We start from the raw sequence: 23,005 nt of genomic DNA, 5'->3' as shown, positions 1-23,005 counted from the left end.
CCTCATCTATTTGTCAAAAATATTGCCAACTTCTACACTGATTTTGTTAGACTTCACATCAATATTTGTTACTTTCAACAAAGATTTGTAATCTAAGTGCTCACGCTCTGTCTGTGCATTTTCCGCAAAAACTGCTACACCAGCCAATTCCGAATCAAATTCTCGTAAAAGGCTAATCATGCCGTTGACTGTCCCACCACCTTTTAAGAAATCATCTACGATTAAAACACGGCTTCCAGCTTTTAGGCTGCGTTTCGACAAGAACATCTTTTCAATACGATCCCCACTTGAACCCGACACATAATTGACGCTAACCGTTGAACCCTCTGTAATTTTCAAATCGCGGCGCACGATGACAAATGGGACATTTAATACATTTGCCACTGCATTTGCCAAAGGTACTCCTTTTGTAGCAACGGTCATAACAGCATCAATTTTTTGTTTTCTAAATGTTTTGGCAATAATGCGTCCAATGTTATTTAAAATAGAAGGTGTACTCAACAAATCTGACAAATAAATGTAGCCACCAGGTAGAATCCGATTGCTTTCGGATAATTTCGTACAAAGTTCTTCCACCATTGCTCTAGCTTCTTTATCTGAGATAGAAGGTGTAAAAATAACACCTCCGCCTGCTCCTGTAATGGTTTCGATATATCCGATTTCCATTTCTTCAAAAGCACGTTTAATAATGACAATATCTTCGGAAATGGAGGATTTTGCGGACTCATACTTTTCAGCAAATGTATTGAGACTAGTTAGTTCATAAGGATGATTGATTAGGTAGTTAGAAATGACTACCATGCGTTCACTTCTTCTTAATTTCATTTTTTCACCAATTTTATTTTATTTTCTTCATTATATCATAATAAGACCAAAAAACGAACATTATTTTTGCAATAACATTCGTTTTTCGTTTTTTACTTATCAAAATTTGGTTTATAGAAGGAGCGGTTGTCCATAGCAAAGATTCGATTGGTCATTTCACCTTCACCAACTAAGGCTAAAGCTGAAGTCATCATCATCATTTCCGCATCTAAATTGTCAATCATGTGGATAATCTCTGCTTCCATGATTTTGGGACGAACAGGACTGCCGTATTCCAACAAACCGTGATGGCTTAGTAATACGTGACGGAGAATGATGACATCTTCTTTGGTATCTTCGATTTTTAATTCTACCAATACCTTTGTCATTTCTTCGTCAATCAAGGCAATATGTCCGATGAGATTGCCTCGAACAGTGTATTCTGTCTGTTCAGGACCCGTCAATTCCAGCACTTTTGCTAGATCATGCAACATAATCCCTGCAAACAAAAGACTTTTATTTAACTGCGGATAAATATCTCCGATGCTATCTGCCAACCGCACCATTGTAGCTGTATGAAAAGCAAGTCCTGCTTCAAAAGCATGATGATTCGTTTTAGCAGCAGGATAAGAATAAAATTCTTTATCGTATTTAGCATACAAGGCTCGCACCACACGCTGCCAAATTGGGTTTTCAATTTTGAAGATCATTTGTGACAGATATTCACGTAGTTCTTGGACATCAACTGGCGGCTTTTCTTTAAAATCAGCTGGATTGTTTGGCTCACCAACTTTTGGCAGACGTAGTGTAATTTGATTCACTTGCGGAGTATTGTTATATACTTCTCTGCGCCCTTGCATATGGATGACTTTTCCAGCAGTAAATTCTTCCACATTGTGCGGTTGTGCATCCCACAATTTCCCTTCAATCGTTCCAGTGTCATCTTGAAAGGTGAATGCCAAATAGTTTTTCCCTGCCCTTGTTTGACGAAGTTCAGCAGATTTGATGAGATAAAACCCTTCAAATAGCTCATCTTTTTTCATTTGGTTAATCTTCATATTCTTCCTCTTCATCTTGAAAATCTAATAGACCATCTAAGGCCGACTTATCCGAAATTTCAATATGGCGCAAAGTCCTCTCGATAGCATTAGTTCTTCGCGTCAGCAATTCATCAATATTGCCAGATGCATGTTGCAAATGTTTTTGTGCCTTGAGCAAAATACCGCCAAATTTATTAAATTCTGATTTGACATTGCCCAGAACCTTGCTGATGTCATCTGCACTTCTTTGAATATTGAGCGTTTTAAAACCGACCGAAAGCGAATTAAGCAAAGCAGATAGCGTAGACGGCCCTGCCACCACAATCTGCTCATCCCGACGCAAATTGTCAAAGAATTCTGGATTGCGAACAATCTCTGAATAAAGCCCTTCCGTTGGCAAAAACATCACTCCAAAATTCGTGGTTGCAGGAGGTGCCAGATATTTTTTCTTAATGTCTTTAGCAAAACGTTTGACGCTAGCTAGCAAAGACTTGCGGTATAAATCAATCTCGTCTTTGTTTCCTGACTCGTAAGCATCCTCTAAGCGATAGTAGTCTGCCAGAGGAAACTTGGAATCAATTGGTAAATAGATGTAGTCTTTTTCCACTTGTCCCGGTAATTTAATTGCATACTCTACACGTTCACTAGAGCCTGGAACTGTTGCAAACTCACGCTCATACTGGCTCGGTGTCAGAATGTCTTCAATGATTTGACCAAGCTGCAATTCGCCTAAAATTCCGCGCGTTTTAGTATTGGAGAGCACCTTATTTAGAGTGCCAACATCACGCGCTACATTTTGCATTTCTCCTAAACCGCGATTGACCGACTCCAACTGTTTAGAGACTGTTTCAAAGGAGGCTTGCAATCTTGTTTGCAGTGTTTTCTCTAATTTTTCTTCCACCGTTTGGCGCATTTGTTCTAAGCGACGATCGTTTGATTCTTGAATCTGACGCATTCGTTCATCTGTCTTATCACGATTTTGGGTTAGATTTTCACTTATTTCTAAACGCATTTCCGTTAAATTCCGATGTAAATCCGTACGCACCTCACCCAAACGATCTCCCAGAGCCAATTCCAGTTGTTGTTGTGTCAGAAGACTTCGTTGCCGTTCTTGCTCAAAACGGTAATCCAACTGATCAGATAAGTGATCAGCTTGATCTTCCAGCAATTTCTGTACCTGATCTGCCTGTTGCTGATTCTTTTGCCATAAAAGAAAAATCACAACAAGATTTCCCAGCAATAAGAGGATAATTATAAACTCCATACTAACTCCTGTCTTTGCTATAAATGACAATAACATAACCTGATTGGCACTCTAAAAAAACGGGCTCATCTATAAATTCGTTAGAAGCATACACTTTTTTGAAAAAATAATTGAATTCGTTTAAAGGATATTTGGCTCCTTCAATCGTTAATCGACTATTGCTCACAGGCATAAAGGCTAGATAATTCATACCAGCTACTGGCTTTATCTTGTGACGCCCTTGAGGACAATAGCTGAGCTCATTTTGCGCACTACAAAGCCGAATTTGTTGCATATAAGGCGTGATTTCTGGATCGCTCGGCAAGAAAATATTTGCCAAAGTATGATCCAAGCGCCCGCCAAAAGCACCAAAAATAGTCACTTGCGCTTGCGGATAACGTACAAAAGCAGTCTTGATAGCTAGTTCTAAATCTGTGTCGTTTTTTTCAGGTTGTGCTTGAAGTACCTCCTTAGATTGAGAACAAACCAAAGCCAGCTCTTCCTCCGAAACAGAATCAAAGTCACCGACCGCTAAGTCTGGACAAATGCCTTGTTCAATGAGAAACAGGCTTCCTCTGTCCACTCCGATAAAAATGTCAAAATCCACTTGAAAACTATCTATCATCCCGCCAGCAAAAAGAGCAATTTTAGTCATGCAATGCTTCTTTCAATGTTTGAACCTGATGAGCTACATCTCCTTTGAAAACGTAACTGCCCGCTACAAAGACATTGGCACCGGCTTCTTTGGCAACGCGAATGGTTTCATCATCAATACCACCATCTACTTCAATATCAAAGTCTAGTTGGTTCACTTCTCTCAAAACAACTAATTCCCGTACTTTATCCATTGTTTCTGGCAGAAAGGCTTGTCCACCGAAGCCTGGATTGACCGTCATAACCAAGACTTGATCGACTAAATTCAAAACATTTTTCACCACTTCAACAGGCGTCCCTGGATTGATAACGACACTTGCCTTGACACCTGCTGTCCGAATCTTTTGCAAAGCTCCGTGAATATGAGGGGTTGCTTCAGCGTGGATACTGATAATATCTGCACCCGCACGAGCAAATTCTTCAATATGATGTTCTGGATTAGATACCATAAGATGACAATCAAATACCAATCTACTGTGCGGTCGCATGCTCGCGACCACACCCGCACCAAAGCTGATATTGGGCACAAAATGACCATCCATAATATCAATATGAACATATTCTGCACCAGTTGCTTCTAGCTTTTTTAGTTCCGATTCAAAATTAGCATAATCTGCACTTAAAATAGATGGTGCAATTTTATAAGGTTTCATTTGACTTCCTCCTCACTTAGGTTGCTTTTTAGCTACTTTTTTATAGGTTTCACGACGGTTTTCAATTTCACTCAGAAATTGCAAGTAATTCTCGAAACGAAAAGCTGCAATTTGTTCCTTTTCAACGGCAGGTTTTACCGCACAATTCGGTTCATGCGTATGCGTGCAGGTCCGGAATTTGCAGCCATGACTGACTTTTGCAATTTCAGGAAATGCTCGATTTAAATCCTCTGCATTGTCCACTTCATAATCCAGCGAAGAAAATCCCGGTGTGTCTGCAATTTTTCCCCCATTGAGATTGTAAAAACTAACCACTCTAGTTGTGTGGCGACCACGACCCAAACTTTCTGAAATTTTTCCGGTTTCCAACTGTAAATCTGGTACCATTTTATTGAGCAGAGTAGATTTGCCAACCCCAGTTTGTCCCATGAAAACAGTCGTCTTAGCTGTTAAAAACGGCAACAGTTCTGTTATTGTCTTGGCAGTATCATAGCCGATAGAGCAATAAATATCAAGGAAAACGTCTAATTCCTTGTCGTCCGCCAACAAATCTAATTTACTGATATAGATAATCGGGTGGATAGCTTTCTGCTCCAAGAGGACTAAATAACGGTCCAAAAGATTAGGATTGAAATCTGGCTCTTTAGCACTCATTATTACAACAGCTTGATCTATATTGACAATAGGTGGTCGTACCAGACTGTTTTTTCGCTCTGCTATTTTTAAGATATAACCTTCAGAATCTTTTTCAGCAGAAAATTCGACCTCATCTCCCACATAGGGAGTTTGTCCTTTCTTGCGGAAATTTCCTCTAGCTCTAGTCTGATAAACCTTGCCTTCTGACTCTACATAATAGAAACCTGCTAAGGCTTTCACGATTATTCCTTTCAAATGGACTCCTTTAACGCTTAATAAATTCATTATAACAAAAAAAGCAGTATTTTGCTTTTTAGTGCAAAAAAATGATGAAAAACGTTTCTAATATGGTATAATAGAAACCAAGCGGAAATGGCGGAACGGCAGACGCGCATGCTTCAGGCGCATGTGTCCATTCGGACGTGAGGGTTCAAATCCCTTTTTCCGCATTTTTATTTCGTTTGAGACTTCGTCAATTGTAGCGCACCTTACTCAAGTTATGCTACGCTTTGTCTTCTCGTTTGGAACGAAATAACATAGTTGGATACACCCCATTCAAAAAGTGTTTATTCTATAATGTTGGAAAGGTGGCCCAGCTTGGTACGGCACCGGACTCGAAATCCGGCAAATGGATTTTATTCATGCGCGGGTTCAAATCCCGTCCTTTCCTTATGAAGAACCTCGCTAAGATGAACTTAGCGAGGTTCTTTGTTATGTGATACTTATTATGCAGTTTATCTGAATCCCTCTTCATATAAGCTGTCTGCTAAACGTGCAAATTCTTGCAAAGCAAGCGCTTCTCCTCGTACACTTGGAGATAATTCAGCATTACTCAAAGCGGCTTCCAACTTTGTTTTGACTTCATCAGTTTTTCCAAAATAACTAGTCAAATTATTCCAAAGGGTTTTCCGCCGGTGGGTAAAGCTTACTTTTGAGACCTTGAAGAAGAATGATTCATCTTCAACCTCGACTGCCGGCTTGTCTCTACGAGTCATTTTCAGAATTGCCGAATCCACATTTGGGGCGGGAACAAAGACTGTCCGCGGTACGATAAAAGCGACCCTAGCTGTCATGTAATATTGCACAGCTATTGACAAACTACCATAAGACTTACTATTGGGCTGCGCCGAGATGCGATCAGCTACTTCTCGCTGCATCATCACAACAAATTCTGAAAAAGGAATCCGACTTTCTATCAGATGCATCAAAATCGGAGTCGTGATGTAATAAGGCAGATTAGCCACCACTTTGATAGGTAATTCTGGATTAGCAAATTCCTTGATCCAAGCTTGTAAGTCTGACTTAAGAATATCTTCATTGATAATCTTAACATTTTCAAATTCCTGCAAGGTATCTGCCAAAATCGGCATTAGACGCTCATCAATCTCAAAAGCCATGACTTCTGCTGCATTCTCCGCTAAAAACTCAGTCAGTGCTCCAATGCCCGGTCCGATTTCAATAACATTAACATGTTTATCAATTTCAGCTGTATCTACAATTTTTTGTAAAATATTGGTATCTGTCAGGAAGTTCTGACCGAATGATTTTTTAAAAGTAAAATCATGACGCTCAAGTACCGCTCGCGTCACGCTATAATCCGCAATTCTCATAGTTCTCATTTCTATCCATTAGCTAAATAAAATATATAAAATCCGCATAATTCCTAGCACAAGCAAAATCCAAAATGCTGGATGAATCCGGCGTTTGTTACCTTTTGAATCGGATTCAATCACATTATCTGCCTGCTTGCTTTCTTGATTTTGCCGTTTCTTCAACTCATCTTGGTAAGCAGCTGATTTTAGAATATTGTCTTCTGGCAACATGTCTGAAGCATAATCATCTGGGAACCCCATAGCTAACCCAAGCAAGTCCTTATCCGTTAGAGAGAAATCTAAGTCTTCTGGTTGATTTTGCTGAATAGCACGGACATTTTTTAAAAGTTTACCAGAAGCGATAGGCAATTCGTCCATAGAAACAATTTCTAAAACGTCAAATCCTAGCGTATCATCCTCTTTGACATTTGCAATAATATAGCGAACAAAATCATCATACAGTTGCAACACCTGTGGAGCATGTTGCTCTAAAAAAGACCGATTGTGGCGGGCATTTTGCTGGAATTTTTCAATGGAAAGAGTAACTCCCATATTCTGCTCTTGATAAAATTCTTCTGCTTTCTCTTTATCTTCTTTTTCAAGCTCTTCTACTTTTTTCCACAAATCAATAGCTGCTTGCAGATCTTCTTCATTCCAAAACAGTTGCCAGAAATAGGGAATACTATAAATTCCCTCCGCTAAAGCACGTGTCTCATCTCCGTTTTTAAAATAAATATAACTTCTATTTGCCATGTCGCTTCCTTTCGTACTCTTTCATTACATTTTCAACATCTGTCAATCCAATCCCAAACAATTCTAGTCGTTTAAGCAACTGTTTCCCATTTGAATAGCCAATGCGGAGTTCTTCTCCTAAAAATTCACGACGTTTGCGGCTGTCATTGCCTGCCAGAAATCCTAAGCGAATCAAATCTGAACGTGTGATATCAAAATCAGTCTTTTTTTCAAAATGTTTAGTTACCTGAGAAAGAGCAGCTTTTAAATCTTCATATGAAGCATGCTCAATACCTAATGATTTCCCTTTATTTTTAGACTTAGGAGCAGCCTCATCACGCCTTAAAAAAGCATGTTGAACACTAGGAATAGCGGTCATAATCATCCTACGAATCCGCTCACCATTGACATCTGGATCAGTAAAAACGATAACCCCATGTAAATCATGAAGTCTTGCAATTCGCTCTAAATCCTCTTGGTTAATCGCTGAACCTCTGGTTTCATAGGTTTTCACATCAAAATATCGTTGAAGATTAACCGTATCATCTCGTCCTTCCACAACGAGAACCTGAGAAATCTTTTCTTTCATCAATCTTCTTTCAAATTAAATATCCGCAGTGCATTTTCATACGTCACTTGTGCAACTTCTTCCGTCGTCAAGCCGCGAAGCTCTGCTATTTTATCTACAACATAACGAGTATAAGCCGTTCGATTTTCACGACCACGTTTTGGTACAGGGGCTAGATAAGGTGCATCTGTCTCAACTAAAATCTTATCTAAAGGCAACTTCTGCGCAGCTTCTTGCACATCTACAGCCTTTTTAAAAGTCACCACACCAGAAAAAGAAATCATCATACCAAGCTCAACAAAACGTTCAGCCATTTCTAAAGAGCCTGAATACGAGTGCATAATACCACCCTGTTCGCCAACACTAGCTTCCTTAACAACTTCATAAGTATCTTCTAGCGCATCACGCGTATGAACAACAAATGGCAAATCGTGGTCTTTCGACAGCTGAATCTGACGTTTGAAGACCTCAATCTGCACATCTTTCGGATCTTCCATCCAGTGATAATCCAGACCAATCTCACCGAGGGCAATAACTTTGGAATCGTGCAAATGACTGACAATCATGTTTTCAACTTCTTGCGTATAAGAGCCTGCCTCAGTTGGATGCCAACCAATCGTGCTGTATAGTTCATCATATTGACGAGACAGCGCTAGCGACTTTTCAATGGTTTTTGTATCAAAACCCACAATATTCATCTTGGTAACACCTAGCTCGCGTGCGAAAGCAATCTCTTCAGCTTCTTTTCCTGCAAAATTATCCACGTTAAGGTGTGTATGTGTATCAAAAATTTTCAAACTTTATTTCCTCCTTCTTCCCTATGCTTCTCTAACCATTGTAAATACAGGCTTTTAATTTTCCATATTCCCCTGTATTTCCTATTGTTTCTCACCGCTTTGGTTAATTCATGGTTAGTTTTTTGGTTAGTCTTTTACAGGTGAATTTGATTAAGTTTAGTTCTTACTTCATCTTGGATATTTTCAGTAACATGGCTATATACCTGTAAAGTAATGGACTCATCTCGGTGACCTACACGCTCCATAATCGCTTTAATAGGCAATCCTAGTTCAGCAAGTAAACTAATATGGGAATGCCGGAGCATATGGATATTATAAGCTTTTACTTCACCTAAGACTGTATCGCAACTATTCTTGATGAATTTGTATAATAAAGGTTGTCTCATAATATTTCCTTGCTCTGTGACAAAAACAAACTCTTCATCACGACAATGCTCACGAAAATATGAAACAATCTCTATACAACGCTCACTCAGAATTATCGTTCTAACAGAACCTACCGTCTTAGTAGTTTGAAGCACTCGCTCATCGTACTTGTGAGCTACATAATCAATCGTATGGTCAATCTTCAAAAAGCAATTTTTAAAATCTATATCTTGATAGCGAACACCGATAAATTCAGCAAAGCGAAGACCTGTTAAAAAAATGAACTCTATCGCTAACGTATAGCGTCTATCTTTATTATGACTTTCGCAATACGATAAAACTTTTCCTAACTCTTCTTTACTGATAAAATGTTCCTTAGCCTTTTTGAGTTTTTCATAGTCAGCCTTCTGCTTAGGAATTACTACATTTTTGACAGGACTCTTGGTGATATATCCGACCTTCTCAGCATAGCCAAAGATACCATTAAGATAAATCTTTCGATTTTTCCTTGTAGAGTTTTCAACATTTAAACTCATTAGGTAGCTCTGTATTTGCTGGGTAGTGTATTCTGATAACTTCAAATCTCCTACTGCATCAGCAAAAAATTGCAGACATTTCATTTCACTTCTGAAACTTGACGGTTTAATTTCACTAGCTCGAATAGTTTTCCATTCTGCTAACAGCTGACTAAACGTAGTCGCTTCATATTTTTGTTGTTTCAGCTCTTCTTTTGTCGGTGTTGTAAGAATTTTATCTATCTTAGTTGCTAATCGCCGTTTTGCTTCTGCTTGAGAAACTCTAGATTTTGATTTCAAAGTAACAGTCACCTGTTTCCACTTTTTATCACGATCATCATAAAACTTCTCATAATAACGGTATTTGCCATTATCTAACTCTTTATAAAACATCATCTCTCCTTTTATCATCATAAATAAAGGAAAGCTATGTAGCATAGCTTAATTATAACATAACTACATAGCTTCCTCATACTTCTTTTGTTTATATTGCAAAAAACGCTCATATCCCTCAATACTTATATAAACCCTCTTATGAGAGGGCTTCAAAATAAAATCTTGAAACTGCTCAATTCGCCTCATCTCAGTCAAATCATTATTTAATGTCTTTAAAGGAATGTCAAATAATTCTGAAATCCCTTTCTTTGTTTTGTATAAATGTTCCATAATACCTCTTCTTCTACTATAATAGAGATGATAAAAGTTTTTCCTTTGTCACTCATTTGGCTTGTCAGTTGCTCCGCTAAAAGTGTCTGACAGGCTTTTTACATTATCGTAAAACTCCGTTGTGTATTCTTTTATGCCGTAAGGAGTTTCATATTTTGTAGTACGTGAAAAATTCGGTGGACTATTAATTTTATAAGTCTCCATAAGTTCCCCCTTTGTTGTTGTAATTTCCAAAGGCTTTTCTATCCCACGACTGGTTCTATAAATACGAATCCCTTTTGGATACATGTATAGTCTCGCTCCCTTAACGGTTGCTTTACTCTGTGAATCTTTATCACCTATCTGCAAATTAGATAGATAAGCTATCAAGTAATTTCCAACCTTATCAGCCCTTCTCAATCGTTTGGTCTTTGTAAAACCTTTACCCCACATAGTAGCAACTACATCATTAGGGATAGAGAGAGTCGTTTCATTCTTCATAAGCACATGTAAATGCCACCGTCCGCTCTCTTGTGGCTCAATCACGGCAATATATTCTACATGACCATACTTACTACGCAAGCGTCGCATAAATGCCTTAAAATCTTTATAGACTTGAACAGGATCAATCACATGTTCACGATAGGTAAATGTAAGCCATAGCTGATTATCACCACCACCTGAAAAATTATGAGCAACCAAGCGACGCAGTTTTTTCATAGTTTGCTTTGTTGACTTCAAATTATCAAGACGACTACTATTAGAAGTATCCATGTCATGAATTTCTCCCGTCTCCAGATTTACATAACGTTTTCCAGATATTACCTTGATGGTCTGCTCCTGTTGTCCATTCGCAGTTGTCATTTCTATCGTATCACCATACAAGTAACTTTTAACAAGTTTAGTTGAATCTATTTTGTGCATATATATTTATACTTGTCGTGCTTTTGTTTGACGCTTATCAAGTTAAGAGCGTCAAAATTGTAATCATTAAATTCTAATTTATTCCATGATTTATTGACAACAGGTTCCCTAAGATGACTAAACTGATTGTGCCGGCACGGGCGAACAAAGTTCGACCGCACCGTCTCAACCAGTCTAATTTAACTTAGCCTACTGTCAATAACTTTCACAGCATAAAACAGAATTTAATTCTCATATCAATAATTTTATGAGTTCTTCAAATGAAACAAAGCACCTTTAACCGCTCGCTCATTCGTTTTATCGTAGATGATAAACACTAAATAGCGTAAACCGTCTTTTTTATAAGTGTCAGCAGTACCATACAAAAAGTATTGTCCATTATGACATAAATAGTATGTCCACTTTTCTTTTATTTTTGATAAAATATCTGAATCTAGCTCACCAAAGATACTAAAGTGAAATATTTTGCAACCTGCTGGAAATTCTTTACAATTGACATCAAGCTTGCATCTTGGGACTATCATATTCGCTACATGAACTCTCTGAACTGATTTGCTCTCATCAACTTGAACAATTTCCTTGTCTTCAAAAACTAGTTGTAAGTCGTAGACATATTGATCTGAACTAATTTGCTCTTTTACCAACTTCATTAGTTCATGCTGAGTCTGTTCAAGAAAGACAGCCCATCTCCTCTGTTTTTCTTTTTCTAGCATTTTTGCATTATATTCCTCTAATTTTTTCCTACAAAATTGAAAACCTTTACCAACAGCCTTCAAAGCTTTTCTAGGTAATTCTTCTAAAATAGATGGCATTTCAAAACCTCCTTCAAATTAGGGTAGTCAGATAAACGATATATCTGACTACTTTACAACTCGACAATATCGTCAGCTTTAACAACTTTTGCAGTGATTGACAACTGATTACGATATTCACCGTAAACCGAAGCTTTTTCAATATCAACGATTTCACATACTGTCACCATTGGTTGATAATTTGCATAATCCTCTAGAGTCGCATAAGGTACTTTGACAACAAGCTGTTCACCAAGATTGTTTTTCTCGTTGGAATAGTCACTATCATCAACAAAGACAAGTAGCCCTACCTTCACCCCTTTTTCAACCTTAGAACCAGACTCAGTTTTCTCTACCCACGAAGTAGCAGAAATGAAACGAAGTTCTTTGTGAGCTAAGAACAACGAAGCATTAAATTCAGTGAAATGTGATAAATTCTTCAATGACATATACAACCTCTTTCTTTTTCTAAAAGCAAATCATAAAATTTTTGCTAGGCACTAAAATTCACCTCCTATCTATAAGGAGAAAATTTCAAGAAATTCGGAAAATTTTTTAATTTTTTTCTAAATTTTCTTTCAACATTTCTCTTACTCGTTCATAATGTCTTTTGACCGTCTTATCGCTTATACCAAATTTCTTTGCCAAAGCGACATAGCTAGTTTCATAGATAGAACGTTCCAAAAAAATTACTCTATCAACCTCAGATAGCTCTTGTAGCCTTTTTACTATAGTAGCCATTATTTCTTTTTTTATAAGAATCGTTAAAGGGGTCTGGTTATCCGAAACAATATCAATTAATTCACCCGAACCATTTAGACCCGTGCTATTTAAACTGCATAATCCTTTTTTTCTGTCTCTTCTCAATACGTTGAAATACGGTTGATCAAGTAGTCTACTAACCTCTTCCCAATCTCCCCGTTTAACCGCTTTTTGAATCTTATCCTCTCTCCTCTGCTCTACTTGATTATTTATTTCCATGTGTTAGTTCCTCCTTTTGGATTTACCAACACTACAGAAAGGGGAGAATTGCTTTTCTTATAGAGGAGAAGCGACAAGGTAAAAAGTAGAAACAGTTCTTATAGATGCATAAAAAAATAACAGTTATACAAAAAATATAACTGTTATGCATTATTACACTATAAAACACTACTTAAAGAAGCATATTTATTCCTCAGAAAATAGTTCTACTTCTCAAAAATAAGAATATCAACTTTTTTTAGTTTTATTTTTGTACTTATGTGATAGCTATTACCTTGACTACCCGCCCAATCTTCCCAGACTGTATCACCAATCTCCACGCTCTTACCTACAATAATACCCTCGCTGTTAACTATCCACACAGAATTACTAGAAGTGTATATAGCTAAAACATCTTCTTTAGTTGAATCAGGAAAAGTGACTCTAAGAGTACCATATTCCTTTAATTTTTCAGAAGGAACCTCTCTATTCTCAACCCCAAGAAAGTTTTCTTTTTTATCAAATGGCATGTGTCCTTCTTCGACAGAGTACCAATTCGTACTAGGTCGAGCTTCATCTTTAAGCATAATCCCTTGCCAAAGTTCATTTTCATCATAGACCTTCTCAAAATCATCAACATTTGAAGTAGGGTCTACAAACTTTTTATTAAAATAACCCCATACATATCCCGAAGTATCTAAAACATAGGCTACACCACGTACTTTATCCGCAAAAACATATACTTCATCATTTTGCCCAACATAAGGTTTTAATGAGTGGACTTCCGCATCAATACCATAATATTCATTAAATTTATAAATTTGATTCATCCATTTACTAGTATCATACTTCATACTAGTAGGAAGCTCTTTAGTTCCCTCAACCAAATATGTAACAGGACTCCTCCCCTCACTAATTTTTAACTTATGTATCGTAGCCTCATGCCGAGCTGCTTTTCTTCCTGCATTTGAACGAGCATCCAAGCCTCTCCAAATGAAAAAACAAACAATAAGACCTATTACTACCAATACAAAGACAATAATCTTCCAAATCGCTCTCAAAATGGAAAAAAATGTACTAATCATTTCTCCCTACCTTCCCTAATTTTAAAATGATGGTGCCTCTATACTGTTAAAAGATAATTCTGTATAGAAAATATCCGACGTATTTTTTATTGCTTCAAGATGGTTCACTCTTTGGGATTGAGTAAATTTCACTTGTAAGCCCTGTTTTTTATTGTAGTTTACAAAATCAAATTTTTTATCCTCCGCTAGACTTTCTAAAACAGATAGCTCAGCCATTATAATTCTGATTTTCCTTATATCCTCTTGAGAATCTACAAAAACAAAAGAAATTGCTGGAATCATTCCCAAGAGATTAGAAGTATCTCTTAGCTTTTCAATATTGTTTCTGTCAAAATCAAAAGATTTACTTTCTTTAGGAGGAAAGTTTCTTCCCTTTACCGAAATAGCTAATCTCTTATAGCTCAATTCACGACTAACTGCTAGAACGTCCACACCAACATGATCAATCAATGCAACTGACCAATTATTTAACCCTAAAACATACATCACTAAAGACTCAGCAAAATCTCCAAATTGCTTTGGAAAACGAAGGTCTCGATTTATATTTTCCATTATTTTATTTTCTAAAAAACCTCTCAATTGCATTCAATCCAAATTGTTGTGGCGAATCAGAAGACAACTCCTTCTTATCAACTCTTAAGCCGTTTTTAAAATGTTCGACAAAACGCTCAAAATCTGTAATCGTCAAATTATTTTTCGAGAGTTTCCCACAATCAGACAGCTTCAATCGAAAATCAAAAGACAACAATTTGACAATTGCTCTAAGCCCATTTTTCCAGTTCTCCTGAGAAAACTTAGCTTTTGTAATATCACTTACAGACATACCTTCGACTAAGAAAAGCTCTAAAACATTAGCAATGTATCTCCTAGCACCACTTCCTAACTGTCTTCTAATAACAGGCAACTGACTACTAAAATTCCTCTCTCCTTGGAATTTCCACATCTCATACTGTGACGTTAGCAAATTAAATAGTTTATCGGAATTCTCATTTTTATGATTTATAAAGGGAAGAGTCACTCTATAGTTTTTCTCAAAATCTGTATATACTTTATAAGCGCCTTTATAAATAATGTCAATGTTAAGTATACTACCTCCTTGATTTTTCTCAAATCCTTTTATTTCTTTAAAAGGGATAAGCATGTCTATAGAACTTTTCTGAACATCGCCTAATATATATACAAAATAATCTTCAAATATAGCAACAAAATAATCAATAGATTGGGATGAAGAATAATTATCAAACTGCTCGTGTAAAGCAATTGAATATTTATATTCGCTTCTAAACCCCAATCCTTGAGAATAGATATATTTTAAAATTGATTCTGCACTCTTAATGGCAGCTTCTGAAGCGAATATAGTTTTATTTCGTTGTTCTGCTGGATCAATATGTGCAGAACTCTCTATCCAATCCGACAAAGTTAACCCTTTATCATACGTTCCTTTTGGATAAGCTTCAATAAATTTTTTGATATTTTCCTTAGTAGTAGCGACTTTACCTCTATTTTTTCCTCTATATTCACTATATCCTTGGGTTATAGCTGAAATTTTCCAAGCATAATTTTTATTTTTATAGTAATTTTCAGCAATAAAACCACTTGATTCTCCTTTTACGAGATAAAGATATAATACTTCAATACGCTCTTCGATACTAGTCTGTAAAAAATCATTCAATAATTTAAAAACCATAATTCTCCCTCTACTTTCTCACTTTCCACATCAAAATAGTTCCACTATCTTTGTATTCAGCTTTATAACCTGCTGCTTTTATCAATGTGATGGTCTTTTTACAAATAGTTTCAACGTCCTTGCCAGTATTAAAATAGTGCCAATTAGGCATTTTTTTATACATCGCTAAATTTTTTAGGTTAGCAGAATGGTAAAAACTATATACAGTTACGCTGAACACATTTCTTGATAATAGTTTTTTATTCCCGTCAAATTTGTAACTAACTAATTTCTCTTTTTTCTTAAATTCCTCTATGGCATATTTTTTAAATGCTCGATGAAATTGTTCTTTTTGACTTGTTGTCATAGCCTCAGTTGTATGGTAAGTCTTATATGCTTTTGCAGTTGTTGCAGAATATACTAACATTAAGCAACCTCCTCTTGTACTGTTTTTTATCTATTTTAACAAAAATAGTGTCACTATACAACACTTTTTGTATTTTTTAGATTGTTTATTGTACTTAATTTCATGCAAAAAGGATAGTAAAATGATACAAAAGAGGATTGTAGGAATGAAAGCTAACCAATTACAGAAATATATATCTAACAGAATCAGAGAATGTCGCAAAGAAAAGAAGCTAAGCCAAGAACAACTTTCAAACGATGCAGGCTTAGGTATTAAGGCTATTCAAAATATTGAAAATTTAAAATACGACTTTAAAATTCAAACACTTGAAAAAGTGCTAACCGCCTTAGATATGACGGTGGAAGAATTTTTCGACTTCCCACTCTCCGATAATTCTGTATCTCTTGATACACTCGTAGATAACCTTTCTGATTTATCGAACGATAAACAAATCAAACTCATTTCGTCGTTTAACGAAATCGTAAAAAGCATAGACTAAAAGAGGAACTCTTTACGAATTCCTCTTTTTGCATGCTACACTTACTTTCCTTTGGTTAGTTTCTTGGTTAATTGCCACCTTAAGAACTGTAAAACCTTTTAAAATCACAGACTCAGGTCTGTTGTATGTGTATCAAAAATATTCATCAGTTCAATCCTCTTTATATCATTTTCTATTATATCAAAATCTCGTGGTAAATGCAGTTTGTCTCGTTGTTATCCAACAAAAAAACCAGCGGTCTCGAGTTTCCGTTGGTTCTTCATCTTGTATTCGTTTGGATTATGCAGCCAAAACTTTGCGTCCTTTACGACGACGGCTAGCAAGCACGCGACGACCGTTTTTAGTTGCCATACGATGACGGAAACCGTGTTTGCGCGCACGACGGATTTTACTTGGTTGATAAGTACGTTTCACTTTGAATACCTCCTCTTAGATTCTTGTATTCGTTTAGCCGGCTATGTGATCAGTTACTAAACATACTTAACTATTCTATATGATTCTGGGGCTTTTGTCAATACTTACTGAAATAACTTTCTCTTTAAAAACGTAATCATAGGCTTCGAGTCGCTTCGTAAAAGGGAATTAAGCTTGTCATGGCCTCCTGCAACTGGGACAGCACCTGATCCCTTGAAGTGGCTCGATAGAGGGGAATATCGTATTTGACCAGAACCTTGCGAGCCTGACCGGCTGCCACTTGCTGGATAAGAAACTGACGATTTTTCTCCGTACCTTCAAAGCGCTGACTCAGGCCATTGATCTGGACAAAATAGTAAGCTGGTGACTGGATAGGCAGATTCAGTACTCGGTTTTGCTTACTAAGGCTATGCTCATCTTTCTTGCGCTCCATGAAACTCACCTCTAGTGACACCCCAAAGTCTTCTGCAGTTCCATACAAGCGCAGAGCAAACATAGGCTCCGTAATTCCCCCATAACCTTTAAGATAATTCCAAAAATGTGGCCGCAGCATCTGCGCCTGATTCATCCACTGACTAGTTCGCTCCAAGGTCAGCTTGGGATAAAGGCACTGAAAATCCTTGACCAAGTCTGCAAACTCCTTACGCGCTTCCTGTCCATTAGCCTTGAACTCCAGCATGGACTTGCGCAACTGGCCTGCCTTATCTGGAGAAATGTACTTGACTCCCTGATGGGGTAGAAAGCTTTCAATAGCTGGAAAAAGTGACATGAGAACTCCTTTCTTTTTTACTCTTTATAATAGAACGCTTCTGAGTTATTCACGTTAACGCTTTGCGTAATAAGAATCCTGTCCCTCTTACGATTAGAAGCATCCATTATTTTTTGATTATCCAAAGTCATAGACATATCTATACCAGCAGGAATAAATAAGACGGCTGCACCCGGTCCTCCAAAGGATACTCCACCTTGTAAATAAGAATTAATCATTTTAAAATTGTTTCCTAATTTCAAGTCATTATTAACCAAGCCATTTTTATCAAATACTAATTCATTCCCCCACCCATTTCTCCATGTACCTTCAACACTAGAATAATCTCCCTTTTGGATGGCTCCCAAATCCATTTGGGACGAACTATTTTGTTCTTTCTGATTTCTAACACTTGTCGTTGCTTGGTAGTTTTCTATATCTTTCCACCTTAACGAAGATAGATCAAGCTCTTTTTTAGAAGCTAACCCAAAAACTGAACCTACGCTTTTTTCAGAATTTGAATCTACACCAGTTATTTGAAAATCTGCTTCTTTTAGCACATCTATACCACTATTATCAGATTTCAGTTGATAAAGATAACCCTTAGCATCTGGACTTAGAGAATGCCATTGAGCATAAAAGACTGTCCCATCTGTATATATTGTGGCGCTTTCTCGACTTCCACCTACTGAAGCCACTTTTGATTGAGCTAAATAAGTTGATGTCCCTTGATTCAAATAATAAACAGCCGCTAAATAATAAGCCCCGTTAGAATGATGTCCTGTGATTAATTCATCCGTCCCATTTTTATCAATATCATAAAATGTGTATATCTTCGCACGGCCTTCAAAAGTATCTTTCTTTAATTTATCCAAAGTCGAAGCATATAATTTTTCATCTTGTGCTACTGAAATCGAAGCACTCTTTTGCTCTTTGTCCAATGTACTCTTACTCGAGTCAGAAGTATTCTCCTGCTTCTCTATTTTCTTTTGACCACAGGCACCAAGTAGTACTAACCCTAAAATAATTAGAAAAACTCTCTTCTTCATATATCCTTCTCCTAGTTTATTACTACAAAAGCCAGCATCTCTGCCGGCTTTCTCTTTATTCACTATCAATATCCACTACAACATAACGGTTTGGTTCGTCACCCTCTGAATAGCTGGTAAGCCCGTCCATTTTAGAAATAATTCGGTGAATAATTTTCCGCTCATTGTTAGACATAGGATCAGTCTTTTGGCTATGTTGGTATTCCAACACACGATCAGCTAGCTTCTGAGCGTAGCTTTGTAGAACTTCTGCTCGATGTTCTACATAATCATTGACATTTATAGAAATGTAAAAACTCTTAGAGTAACGATTATAAAGATAATTCTGTGCCAATAATTGAAGAGCTTTCAGCACTTTTCCGTGATAGCCGATAATGCGACCAGGCTCATTAGTATCAATTTGCATATTGATTGTCCGACGATTATGAGCACTTGCAAGGCTAGCTTCTACGTCCATTTCATCCACGATGTTTTGCACATAACCCGTCACACTCGCAACAACTTCTTCAACATCATAATTTTCTTCAACTTGAATGCCCAAATCTTCAAAATCAGCCGGCTCTTCAGCTATCGGTTGACTTTCCGAGCGCTTTTCTATAGCCTGATCAAAAGAAATAATCTTATCGGTTGTCTTTTCTTCTTGAGCGACCGATTTTTGAAAATTTACGATATCACTATCTTTCAATAAGTCAATCGTTCCTGTCTCTTCAAGAATCGTGCTGGCTTCTTTTTCATGCTTCAAGATTTCAGCTTTGACATCATCTGAAATTTCTTTGCCTTCTTCTTCAACTTTTTTAATAGCTGCAACAACGTGGCCTAAGTCAACAGTTGCTTCACTGACGCTCTTGACAGGTTCATTTTGAGCATTGATTTCTTCTGGAACACCTTTGACAGCCTTTTGATTCGCCTTTACTACTGTCGTTTCGTTGATGGGTTCTACGTCAACTTGGGCTAATTTCTTGCCAAATAATCCCAAAAATCCTTTTTTCTCACGAGAAATCACTTTGATATGTGCTTTCATCCTTGGAATCTCTAACTCACGCAAGCCATTTTGAATAGCTTCTTCAACACTCGCTCCTGTAAATAATACCATACAAGCGCCTCCTTACTTTTTCTTTTTTTGTGCTTTACGATAGGCACGTTTTTTCTTTTCTTCACGTTCACGCTCGGCAGTCGCCTTTGCTTCTCTTTCTGCAATGATTTTATATGGATTGCTCAGTAAAAGCGTTTGGAACACTTGATAAGCATACGACGTACTCCAGTATAATGCAACCCCACTCGCTACGTTGACCGCAAAGAAAAAGACAAAGATTGGCATGATAAACATCATTCCTGTCATCAAACCATTACGTTCTGCCATTCCTTTATTGCTCAACCAAGTGCTCAAAAAGGTGAACGCAGCTGCTAAAACTGGCAAAATATAATAAGGGTCTGTCGCCCCAAGATTCATCCATAGGAAATGCCCAACTTTAAGAAACTCAACACGGATCAAAGCATGGTATAACGCAATCAGCACAGGCATTTGAATGAGCAAGGGCCAAAATGATGCCGAAGGCTTCACTCCTAATTCTTTATATAGTTTTTGCGTTTCTTGAGCCAGACGATTACGGCTTTCCATATCACGCCCTGGATACTTCGCCTGCAATTCTTTCACCAATGGCTGTGCTTCCTGCATTTTGCGCGAAGCATTGATCTGCAATTGGAAAACTGGCAGAAGAACAGTCCGGATAATTAAAGTGAAGAGGATAATCCCAATCCCCGTACTTCCATTAAAGGAAAGAAACCGAATCGTTACAGCGAAGAAATACACAAATCTTTCCCATAAATCTGGTGAACTCGCTGTAACCTCACTCGTTCCACATGCTGTTAGAATGAGCAAAGCCAGAGCTAAAAGCACCACCAACTTACTTTTCTTTTTCACAACTCAAACCTTCCTGATAAATTTTTGCTATTTTTAGTACATGAAGTAAATTTTGTTCCAATTCTGGATAAGTCAGAATTTCTACACCTTTCCGTGCAATGACGACAAAATCAAGCGTTGCTAACTTTAGTTTATGAGTTATCAAAACGTGTCGAATACGACGTTTAATCTTGTTGCGCATGACCGCGTTTCCTAGTTTTTTACTGACAGATATTCCTACTCGAAAGTGTTTTTGTTTCTTTTCTAATTTATAAATGACGAATTTTCTATTGGCAAAACTTTGCCCAACTTTGAAAATCGCATTAAAATCTTTCTCGCTCTTGACGCGATAGCTTTTCTTCAAAACTCAACTCCATCTACCAAAATTATATCTATTATACCATAATTTTCAAAAAAACCAATAAGAGCAGGTATATTCACCATTTTACTAATTTTCCAAGCTAAATTAGAATGAATTTTGTGAGCTGTTCTGCTTAAAATTTTATGCGAAAGCTATTTAAAATGGTAAATACGAAAAAGCGACTAAGATCTATTCCTAATCGCTTCTCTACGCCTGATCCTCAATGATTGCACGTATTTATAAATTTGGGCAACACCATATTTTTCAATTATTTATTAGATTCTTTTGCAAAAAATTGTGTCGCTGCAACTGCTGCTTTCCAGCCTTTGTACAATTTTTGGCGCTCTAGTTCTGACATAGTTGGACAGAATATTTCCCCAACCGCATTTAATGTTTTTAGCTCCTCCATGTCTTTCCAATAGTCAACCGCAAGTCCTGCTAGAAAAGCTGCTCCAAGAGCCGTTGTTTCCAAATTTGCCGCACGCGCTAACTCAATTCCCAGAATATCTGCTTGAAACTGCATGAGGAAATCATTCATGGCAGCACCACCATCTACCTTCAGGACTTGGATAGCTGTATCTGTGTCCATTTGCATCGTATCAATGATATCGCGCACCTGATAAGCAATGGATTGCAAAGTTGCTTTGATAAAATCTTCTTTACTCGTTCCACGTGTCAAGCCAAAAATAGAACCTCTTGCTTCTGGATCCCAATAAGGCGCTCCAAGTCCCGTAAAAGCTGGAACAACATACACTTCATTTTCATTGGTGGAATTTTTTGCATATTTCTCAGATTCAGGTGAATTAGAAATCATTCGCAGGCCGTCACGAAGCCACTGAATGGCACTACCTGCAATAAAAATCGAACCTTCCAAAGCATAAGTCACTTTGCCATTTATCCCATAACCAATGGTTGTCAAAAGATTATTTTTTGATAAATTGCATTCCTGACCAGTATTCATAATGATGAAAGATCCAGTCCCATAAGTATTCTTCACCATTCCCGGTTCAAATGCTAATTGCCCAAAGAGAGCAGCTTGCTGATCGCCTGCCATTCCTGCAATTGGCACTTCTCCACCATAAAAATGATAAGGTGCTGTTTTGCCATACATTTCTGAGTTCGAGCGAACTTCTGGTAGCATAGCCTTAGGAATGTTGAGCAAGGATAAAATCTCGTCGTCCCACTTCAAATCCTTGATGTTGTATAACATGGTCCGCGCTGCATTGGAATAATCAGTCACATGAGCTGCACCATCCGTTAATTTCCAGACCAACCATGTATCAATCGTTCCAAAGAGCAATTCTCCTCGCTCTGCACGTTCCTGTGCTCCTTCCACATGATCTAAAATCCAGCGCACCTTGGTCGCAGAGAAATAAGCATCTATAATCAAACCTGTTTTTCCATGAAAGAAGTCTACATATCCATCTTGTTTGAGCTTTTCTGCTAAAGAAGCTGTTTGCCGAGACTGCCAAACGATCGCATTGTAAATGGGTAATCCGCTTTTTTTATCCCACACAACCGTTGTCTCCCGTTGATTGGTAATCCCAATCGCTTCAATCTGATTTGGCTTAATGCCACTTTCGATAAAGGCACCTGCAATGACCGACTGCACAGAATTCCAAATCTCATTTGCATTGTGCTCAACCCAGCCTGCTTGTGGAAAAATCTGAGTAAACTCTTTTTGACTCGTGGCAACTTGTTCGCCCTTTTTATTAAAAATAATCGCCCGCGAACTGGTTGTCCCTTGGTCAATCGCCATGATATAAGTTTCTTGTGACATAAAACGCCTCCATTGTATGTTCTATTTTTATTATACACAATAAAGCGTTTTCTTTCTATCTTTTTCTTCTGTTTTTGTGAAAATTTCACTTGAATCCGAGTTCAGACATACAAAAAGGGAGTGGGACAGAACTCAAAATTAAAAATTTTAAGTTCGTAGTCCCACCCCCGCAAAGAT

The 23,005-nt window shown here is 37.4% G+C and carries 28 protein-coding genes and 2 tRNA genes; 3 read left to right on the top strand and 27 right to left on the bottom strand.

Annotated elements, in window-relative coordinates; genetic code table 11:
• Positions 1–6: 6 nt before the first annotated feature.
• The 6 genes from purR to rsgA form a co-directional block, all read right to left on the bottom strand.
• Positions 7–825 carry a pur operon repressor gene (purR, locus tag HMPREF1514_RS00615; protein WP_020997566.1) on the bottom strand — a complete coding sequence of 273 codons (819 nt, stop codon included), beginning with the start codon at positions 823–825 and terminating at the stop codon, positions 7–9.
• 92 nt (positions 826–917) lie between these two features.
• Positions 918–1,862, bottom strand: coding sequence for a 3'-5' exoribonuclease YhaM family protein (locus tag HMPREF1514_RS00610; RefSeq protein WP_037596486.1), 945 nt, complete (start codon positions 1,860–1,862; stop codon positions 918–920).
• Positions 1,852–3,108, bottom strand: a complete 1,257-nt coding sequence (rmuC, locus tag HMPREF1514_RS00605) for a DNA recombination protein RmuC (protein ID WP_037596483.1) — start codon at positions 3,106–3,108, stop codon at positions 1,852–1,854. Before rmuC ends, HMPREF1514_RS00610 begins: the two co-directional genes overlap by 11 nt.
• A 1-nt stretch (position 3,109) precedes the next feature.
• Positions 3,110–3,742: a thiamine diphosphokinase gene (locus tag HMPREF1514_RS00600; protein ID WP_037596480.1), complete on the bottom strand. Its 633-nt coding sequence runs from the start codon at positions 3,740–3,742 to the stop codon at positions 3,110–3,112.
• Entirely contained in the window at positions 3,735–4,394 is a 660-nt protein-coding gene (gene rpe, locus HMPREF1514_RS00595; protein WP_003070987.1) for a ribulose-phosphate 3-epimerase, read from the bottom strand. The genes HMPREF1514_RS00600 and rpe overlap by 8 nt, the downstream gene beginning before the upstream one ends.
• Positions 4,395–4,406: 12 nt before the next feature.
• Entirely contained in the window at positions 4,407–5,285 is an 879-nt protein-coding gene (gene rsgA / locus HMPREF1514_RS00590; RefSeq protein ID WP_037596477.1) for a ribosome small subunit-dependent GTPase A, read from the bottom strand.
• Positions 5,286–5,396: 111 nt separating this feature from the next.
• Here rsgA and HMPREF1514_RS00585 point away from each other — a divergent pair.
• Together HMPREF1514_RS00585 and HMPREF1514_RS00580 are read left to right on the top strand one after the other, a co-directional pair.
• Positions 5,397–5,479 (top strand) — tRNA-Leu (locus tag HMPREF1514_RS00585).
• A gap of 132 nt (positions 5,480–5,611) precedes the next feature.
• Positions 5,612–5,700 (top strand) — tRNA-Ser (locus tag HMPREF1514_RS00580).
• Between the two features lie 64 nt (positions 5,701–5,764).
• Here the strand turns inward: HMPREF1514_RS00580 and rsmA are convergent.
• The 14 genes from rsmA to HMPREF1514_RS00510 all read right to left on the bottom strand — a co-directional run bounded on the left by rsmA (position 5,765) and on the right by HMPREF1514_RS00510 (position 16,098).
• Positions 5,765–6,640 carry a 16S rRNA (adenine(1518)-N(6)/adenine(1519)-N(6))-dimethyltransferase RsmA gene (gene rsmA, locus HMPREF1514_RS00575; RefSeq protein WP_037596474.1) on the bottom strand — a complete coding sequence of 292 codons (876 nt, stop codon included), beginning with the start codon at positions 6,638–6,640 and terminating at the stop codon, positions 5,765–5,767.
• Between the two features lie 18 nt (positions 6,641–6,658).
• Positions 6,659–7,375 (bottom strand): hypothetical protein, encoded by a 717-nt coding sequence (locus HMPREF1514_RS00570; protein WP_037596471.1) that lies wholly within the window; start codon positions 7,373–7,375, stop codon positions 6,659–6,661.
• Positions 7,365–7,943: a ribonuclease M5 gene (gene rnmV / locus HMPREF1514_RS00565; RefSeq protein ID WP_037596469.1), complete on the bottom strand. Its 579-nt coding sequence runs from the start codon at positions 7,941–7,943 to the stop codon at positions 7,365–7,367. The genes HMPREF1514_RS00570 and rnmV overlap by 11 nt, the downstream gene beginning before the upstream one ends.
• Positions 7,943–8,719, bottom strand: a complete 777-nt coding sequence (locus tag HMPREF1514_RS00560; RefSeq protein ID WP_037596466.1) for a TatD family hydrolase — start codon at positions 8,717–8,719, stop codon at positions 7,943–7,945. Before HMPREF1514_RS00560 ends, rnmV begins: the two co-directional genes overlap by 1 nt.
• A 134-nt stretch (positions 8,720–8,853) precedes the next feature.
• Positions 8,854–9,993, bottom strand: a complete 1,140-nt coding sequence (locus tag HMPREF1514_RS00555; protein WP_037596465.1) for a tyrosine-type recombinase/integrase — start codon at positions 9,991–9,993, stop codon at positions 8,854–8,856.
• Positions 9,994–10,056: 63 nt separating this feature from the next.
• On the bottom strand, positions 10,057–10,266 hold the full coding sequence (locus tag HMPREF1514_RS00550; protein ID WP_003036575.1) for a hypothetical protein: 210 nt from the start codon (positions 10,264–10,266) through the stop codon (positions 10,057–10,059).
• Positions 10,267–10,314: 48 nt separating this feature from the next.
• On the bottom strand, positions 10,315–11,169 hold the full coding sequence (locus tag HMPREF1514_RS00545; RefSeq protein ID WP_037596461.1) for a rolling circle replication-associated protein: 855 nt from the start codon (positions 11,167–11,169) through the stop codon (positions 10,315–10,317).
• A gap of 245 nt (positions 11,170–11,414) precedes the next feature.
• Positions 11,415–11,981, bottom strand: coding sequence for a hypothetical protein (locus tag HMPREF1514_RS00540; protein ID WP_037596460.1), 567 nt, complete (start codon positions 11,979–11,981; stop codon positions 11,415–11,417).
• Between the two features lie 53 nt (positions 11,982–12,034).
• Positions 12,035–12,409 (bottom strand): hypothetical protein, encoded by a 375-nt coding sequence (locus HMPREF1514_RS00535; protein WP_037596457.1) that lies wholly within the window; start codon positions 12,407–12,409, stop codon positions 12,035–12,037.
• 106 nt (positions 12,410–12,515) lie between these two features.
• Entirely contained in the window at positions 12,516–12,941 is a 426-nt protein-coding gene (locus HMPREF1514_RS00530; protein WP_051426762.1) for an RNA polymerase sigma factor, read from the bottom strand.
• Positions 12,942–13,147: 206 nt separating this feature from the next.
• Positions 13,148–14,005 carry a hypothetical protein gene (locus HMPREF1514_RS00525; protein ID WP_037596455.1) on the bottom strand — a complete coding sequence of 286 codons (858 nt, stop codon included), beginning with the start codon at positions 14,003–14,005 and terminating at the stop codon, positions 13,148–13,150.
• 21 nt (positions 14,006–14,026) lie between these two features.
• On the bottom strand, positions 14,027–14,557 hold the full coding sequence (locus tag HMPREF1514_RS00520) for a hypothetical protein (RefSeq protein WP_037596600.1): 531 nt from the start codon (positions 14,555–14,557) through the stop codon (positions 14,027–14,029).
• 4 nt (positions 14,558–14,561) lie between these two features.
• Positions 14,562–15,692: a hypothetical protein gene (locus HMPREF1514_RS00515; RefSeq protein WP_037596451.1), complete on the bottom strand. Its 1,131-nt coding sequence runs from the start codon at positions 15,690–15,692 to the stop codon at positions 14,562–14,564.
• A gap of 10 nt (positions 15,693–15,702) precedes the next feature.
• Entirely contained in the window at positions 15,703–16,098 is a 396-nt protein-coding gene (locus HMPREF1514_RS00510) for a hypothetical protein (RefSeq protein WP_037596449.1), read from the bottom strand.
• 145 nt (positions 16,099–16,243) lie between these two features.
• Here HMPREF1514_RS00510 and HMPREF1514_RS00505 point away from each other — a divergent pair, with 145 nt between their 5' ends.
• Entirely contained in the window at positions 16,244–16,576 is a 333-nt protein-coding gene (locus tag HMPREF1514_RS00505; protein WP_025194625.1) for a helix-turn-helix transcriptional regulator, read from the top strand.
• A gap of 279 nt (positions 16,577–16,855) precedes the next feature.
• Here HMPREF1514_RS00505 and rpmH read toward each other — a convergent pair whose 3' ends face one another.
• From rpmH to glpK, 7 genes are all read right to left on the bottom strand, one after another.
• Positions 16,856–16,990, bottom strand: coding sequence for a 50S ribosomal protein L34 (gene rpmH, locus HMPREF1514_RS00500; RefSeq protein ID WP_003026476.1), 135 nt, complete (start codon positions 16,988–16,990; stop codon positions 16,856–16,858).
• A 136-nt stretch (positions 16,991–17,126) separates the two neighbouring features.
• Complete coding sequence (locus HMPREF1514_RS00495) at positions 17,127–17,759, bottom strand: hypothetical protein (protein WP_037596444.1); 633 nt, start codon at positions 17,757–17,759, stop codon at positions 17,127–17,129.
• Positions 17,760–17,776: 17 nt separating this feature from the next.
• A complete protein-coding gene (locus HMPREF1514_RS00490; protein WP_037596442.1) occupies positions 17,777–18,787 on the bottom strand; it encodes a DUF6287 domain-containing protein in 1,011 nt (336 codons plus the stop codon).
• A 55-nt stretch (positions 18,788–18,842) separates the two neighbouring features.
• On the bottom strand, positions 18,843–19,880 hold the full coding sequence (jag, locus tag HMPREF1514_RS00485) for an RNA-binding cell elongation regulator Jag/EloR (RefSeq protein WP_003071016.1): 1,038 nt from the start codon (positions 19,878–19,880) through the stop codon (positions 18,843–18,845).
• A 12-nt stretch (positions 19,881–19,892) separates the two neighbouring features.
• The gene (locus tag HMPREF1514_RS00480; RefSeq protein ID WP_037596440.1) at positions 19,893–20,708 is read right to left on the bottom strand and encodes a YidC/Oxa1 family membrane protein insertase; all 816 of its coding nucleotides are present in this window, start codon (positions 20,706–20,708) and stop codon (positions 19,893–19,895) included.
• A complete protein-coding gene (gene rnpA, locus HMPREF1514_RS00475) occupies positions 20,692–21,051 on the bottom strand; it encodes a ribonuclease P protein component (RefSeq protein WP_003071021.1) in 360 nt (119 codons plus the stop codon). Before rnpA ends, HMPREF1514_RS00480 begins: the two co-directional genes overlap by 17 nt.
• 265 nt (positions 21,052–21,316) lie before the next feature.
• Complete coding sequence (gene glpK / locus HMPREF1514_RS00470; RefSeq protein WP_037596438.1) at positions 21,317–22,828, bottom strand: glycerol kinase GlpK; 1,512 nt, start codon at positions 22,826–22,828, stop codon at positions 21,317–21,319.
• Between the last annotated feature and the right edge of the window lie 177 nt (positions 22,829–23,005).

It is taken from the genome of Streptococcus sp. AS20 (assembly GCF_000524255.1).
In the GTDB taxonomy this organism is placed as follows: domain Bacteria; phylum Bacillota; class Bacilli; order Lactobacillales; family Streptococcaceae; genus Streptococcus; species Streptococcus constellatus.
The sequence above is the reverse complement of the archived record's forward strand: the minus strand, read 5'-3'. Positions and strand labels throughout refer to the sequence as shown.

Coding starts and splice junctions, on each gene's coding strand:
- purR (WP_020997566.1), bottom strand. CDS start 825: ATGAAATTAAGAAGAAGTGAACGCATGGTAGTCATTTCTAACTACCTA.
- HMPREF1514_RS00610 (WP_037596486.1), bottom strand. CDS start 1,862: ATGAAGATTAACCAAATGAAAAAAGATGAGCTATTTGAAGGGTTTTAT.
- rmuC (WP_037596483.1), bottom strand. CDS start 3,108: ATGGAGTTTATAATTATCCTCTTATTGCTGGGAAATCTTGTTGTGATT.
- HMPREF1514_RS00600 (WP_037596480.1), bottom strand. CDS start 3,742: ATGACTAAAATTGCTCTTTTTGCTGGCGGGATGATAGATAGTTTTCAA.
- rpe (WP_003070987.1), bottom strand. CDS start 4,394: ATGAAACCTTATAAAATTGCACCATCTATTTTAAGTGCAGATTATGCT.
- rsmA (WP_037596474.1), bottom strand. CDS start 6,640: ATGAGAATTGCGGATTATAGCGTGACGCGAGCGGTACTTGAGCGTCAT.
- HMPREF1514_RS00570 (WP_037596471.1), bottom strand. CDS start 7,375: ATGGCAAATAGAAGTTATATTTATTTTAAAAACGGAGATGAGACACGT.
- rnmV (WP_037596469.1), bottom strand. CDS start 7,943: ATGAAAGAAAAGATTTCTCAGGTTCTCGTTGTGGAAGGACGAGATGAT.
- HMPREF1514_RS00555 (WP_037596465.1), bottom strand. CDS start 9,993: ATGTTTTATAAAGAGTTAGATAATGGCAAATACCGTTATTATGAGAAG.
- HMPREF1514_RS00550 (WP_003036575.1), bottom strand. CDS start 10,266: ATGGAACATTTATACAAAACAAAGAAAGGGATTTCAGAATTATTTGAC.
- HMPREF1514_RS00545 (WP_037596461.1), bottom strand. CDS start 11,169: ATGCACAAAATAGATTCAACTAAACTTGTTAAAAGTTACTTGTATGGT.
- HMPREF1514_RS00540 (WP_037596460.1), bottom strand. CDS start 11,981: ATGCCATCTATTTTAGAAGAATTACCTAGAAAAGCTTTGAAGGCTGTT.
- HMPREF1514_RS00535 (WP_037596457.1), bottom strand. CDS start 12,409: ATGTCATTGAAGAATTTATCACATTTCACTGAATTTAATGCTTCGTTG.
- HMPREF1514_RS00530 (WP_051426762.1), bottom strand. CDS start 12,941: ATGGAAATAAATAATCAAGTAGAGCAGAGGAGAGAGGATAAGATTCAA.
- HMPREF1514_RS00525 (WP_037596455.1), bottom strand. CDS start 14,005: ATGATTAGTACATTTTTTTCCATTTTGAGAGCGATTTGGAAGATTATT.
- HMPREF1514_RS00520 (WP_037596600.1), bottom strand. CDS start 14,557: ATGGAAAATATAAATCGAGACCTTCGTTTTCCAAAGCAATTTGGAGAT.
- HMPREF1514_RS00515 (WP_037596451.1), bottom strand. CDS start 15,692: ATGGTTTTTAAATTATTGAATGATTTTTTACAGACTAGTATCGAAGAG.
- HMPREF1514_RS00510 (WP_037596449.1), bottom strand. CDS start 16,098: ATGTTAGTATATTCTGCAACAACTGCAAAAGCATATAAGACTTACCAT.
- HMPREF1514_RS00505 (WP_025194625.1), top strand. CDS start 16,244: ATGAAAGCTAACCAATTACAGAAATATATATCTAACAGAATCAGAGAA.
- HMPREF1514_RS00495 (WP_037596444.1), bottom strand. CDS start 17,759: ATGTCACTTTTTCCAGCTATTGAAAGCTTTCTACCCCATCAGGGAGTC.
- HMPREF1514_RS00490 (WP_037596442.1), bottom strand. CDS start 18,787: ATGAAGAAGAGAGTTTTTCTAATTATTTTAGGGTTAGTACTACTTGGT.
- jag (WP_003071016.1), bottom strand. CDS start 19,880: ATGGTATTATTTACAGGAGCGAGTGTTGAAGAAGCTATTCAAAATGGC.
- glpK (WP_037596438.1), bottom strand. CDS start 22,828: ATGTCACAAGAAACTTATATCATGGCGATTGACCAAGGGACAACCAGT.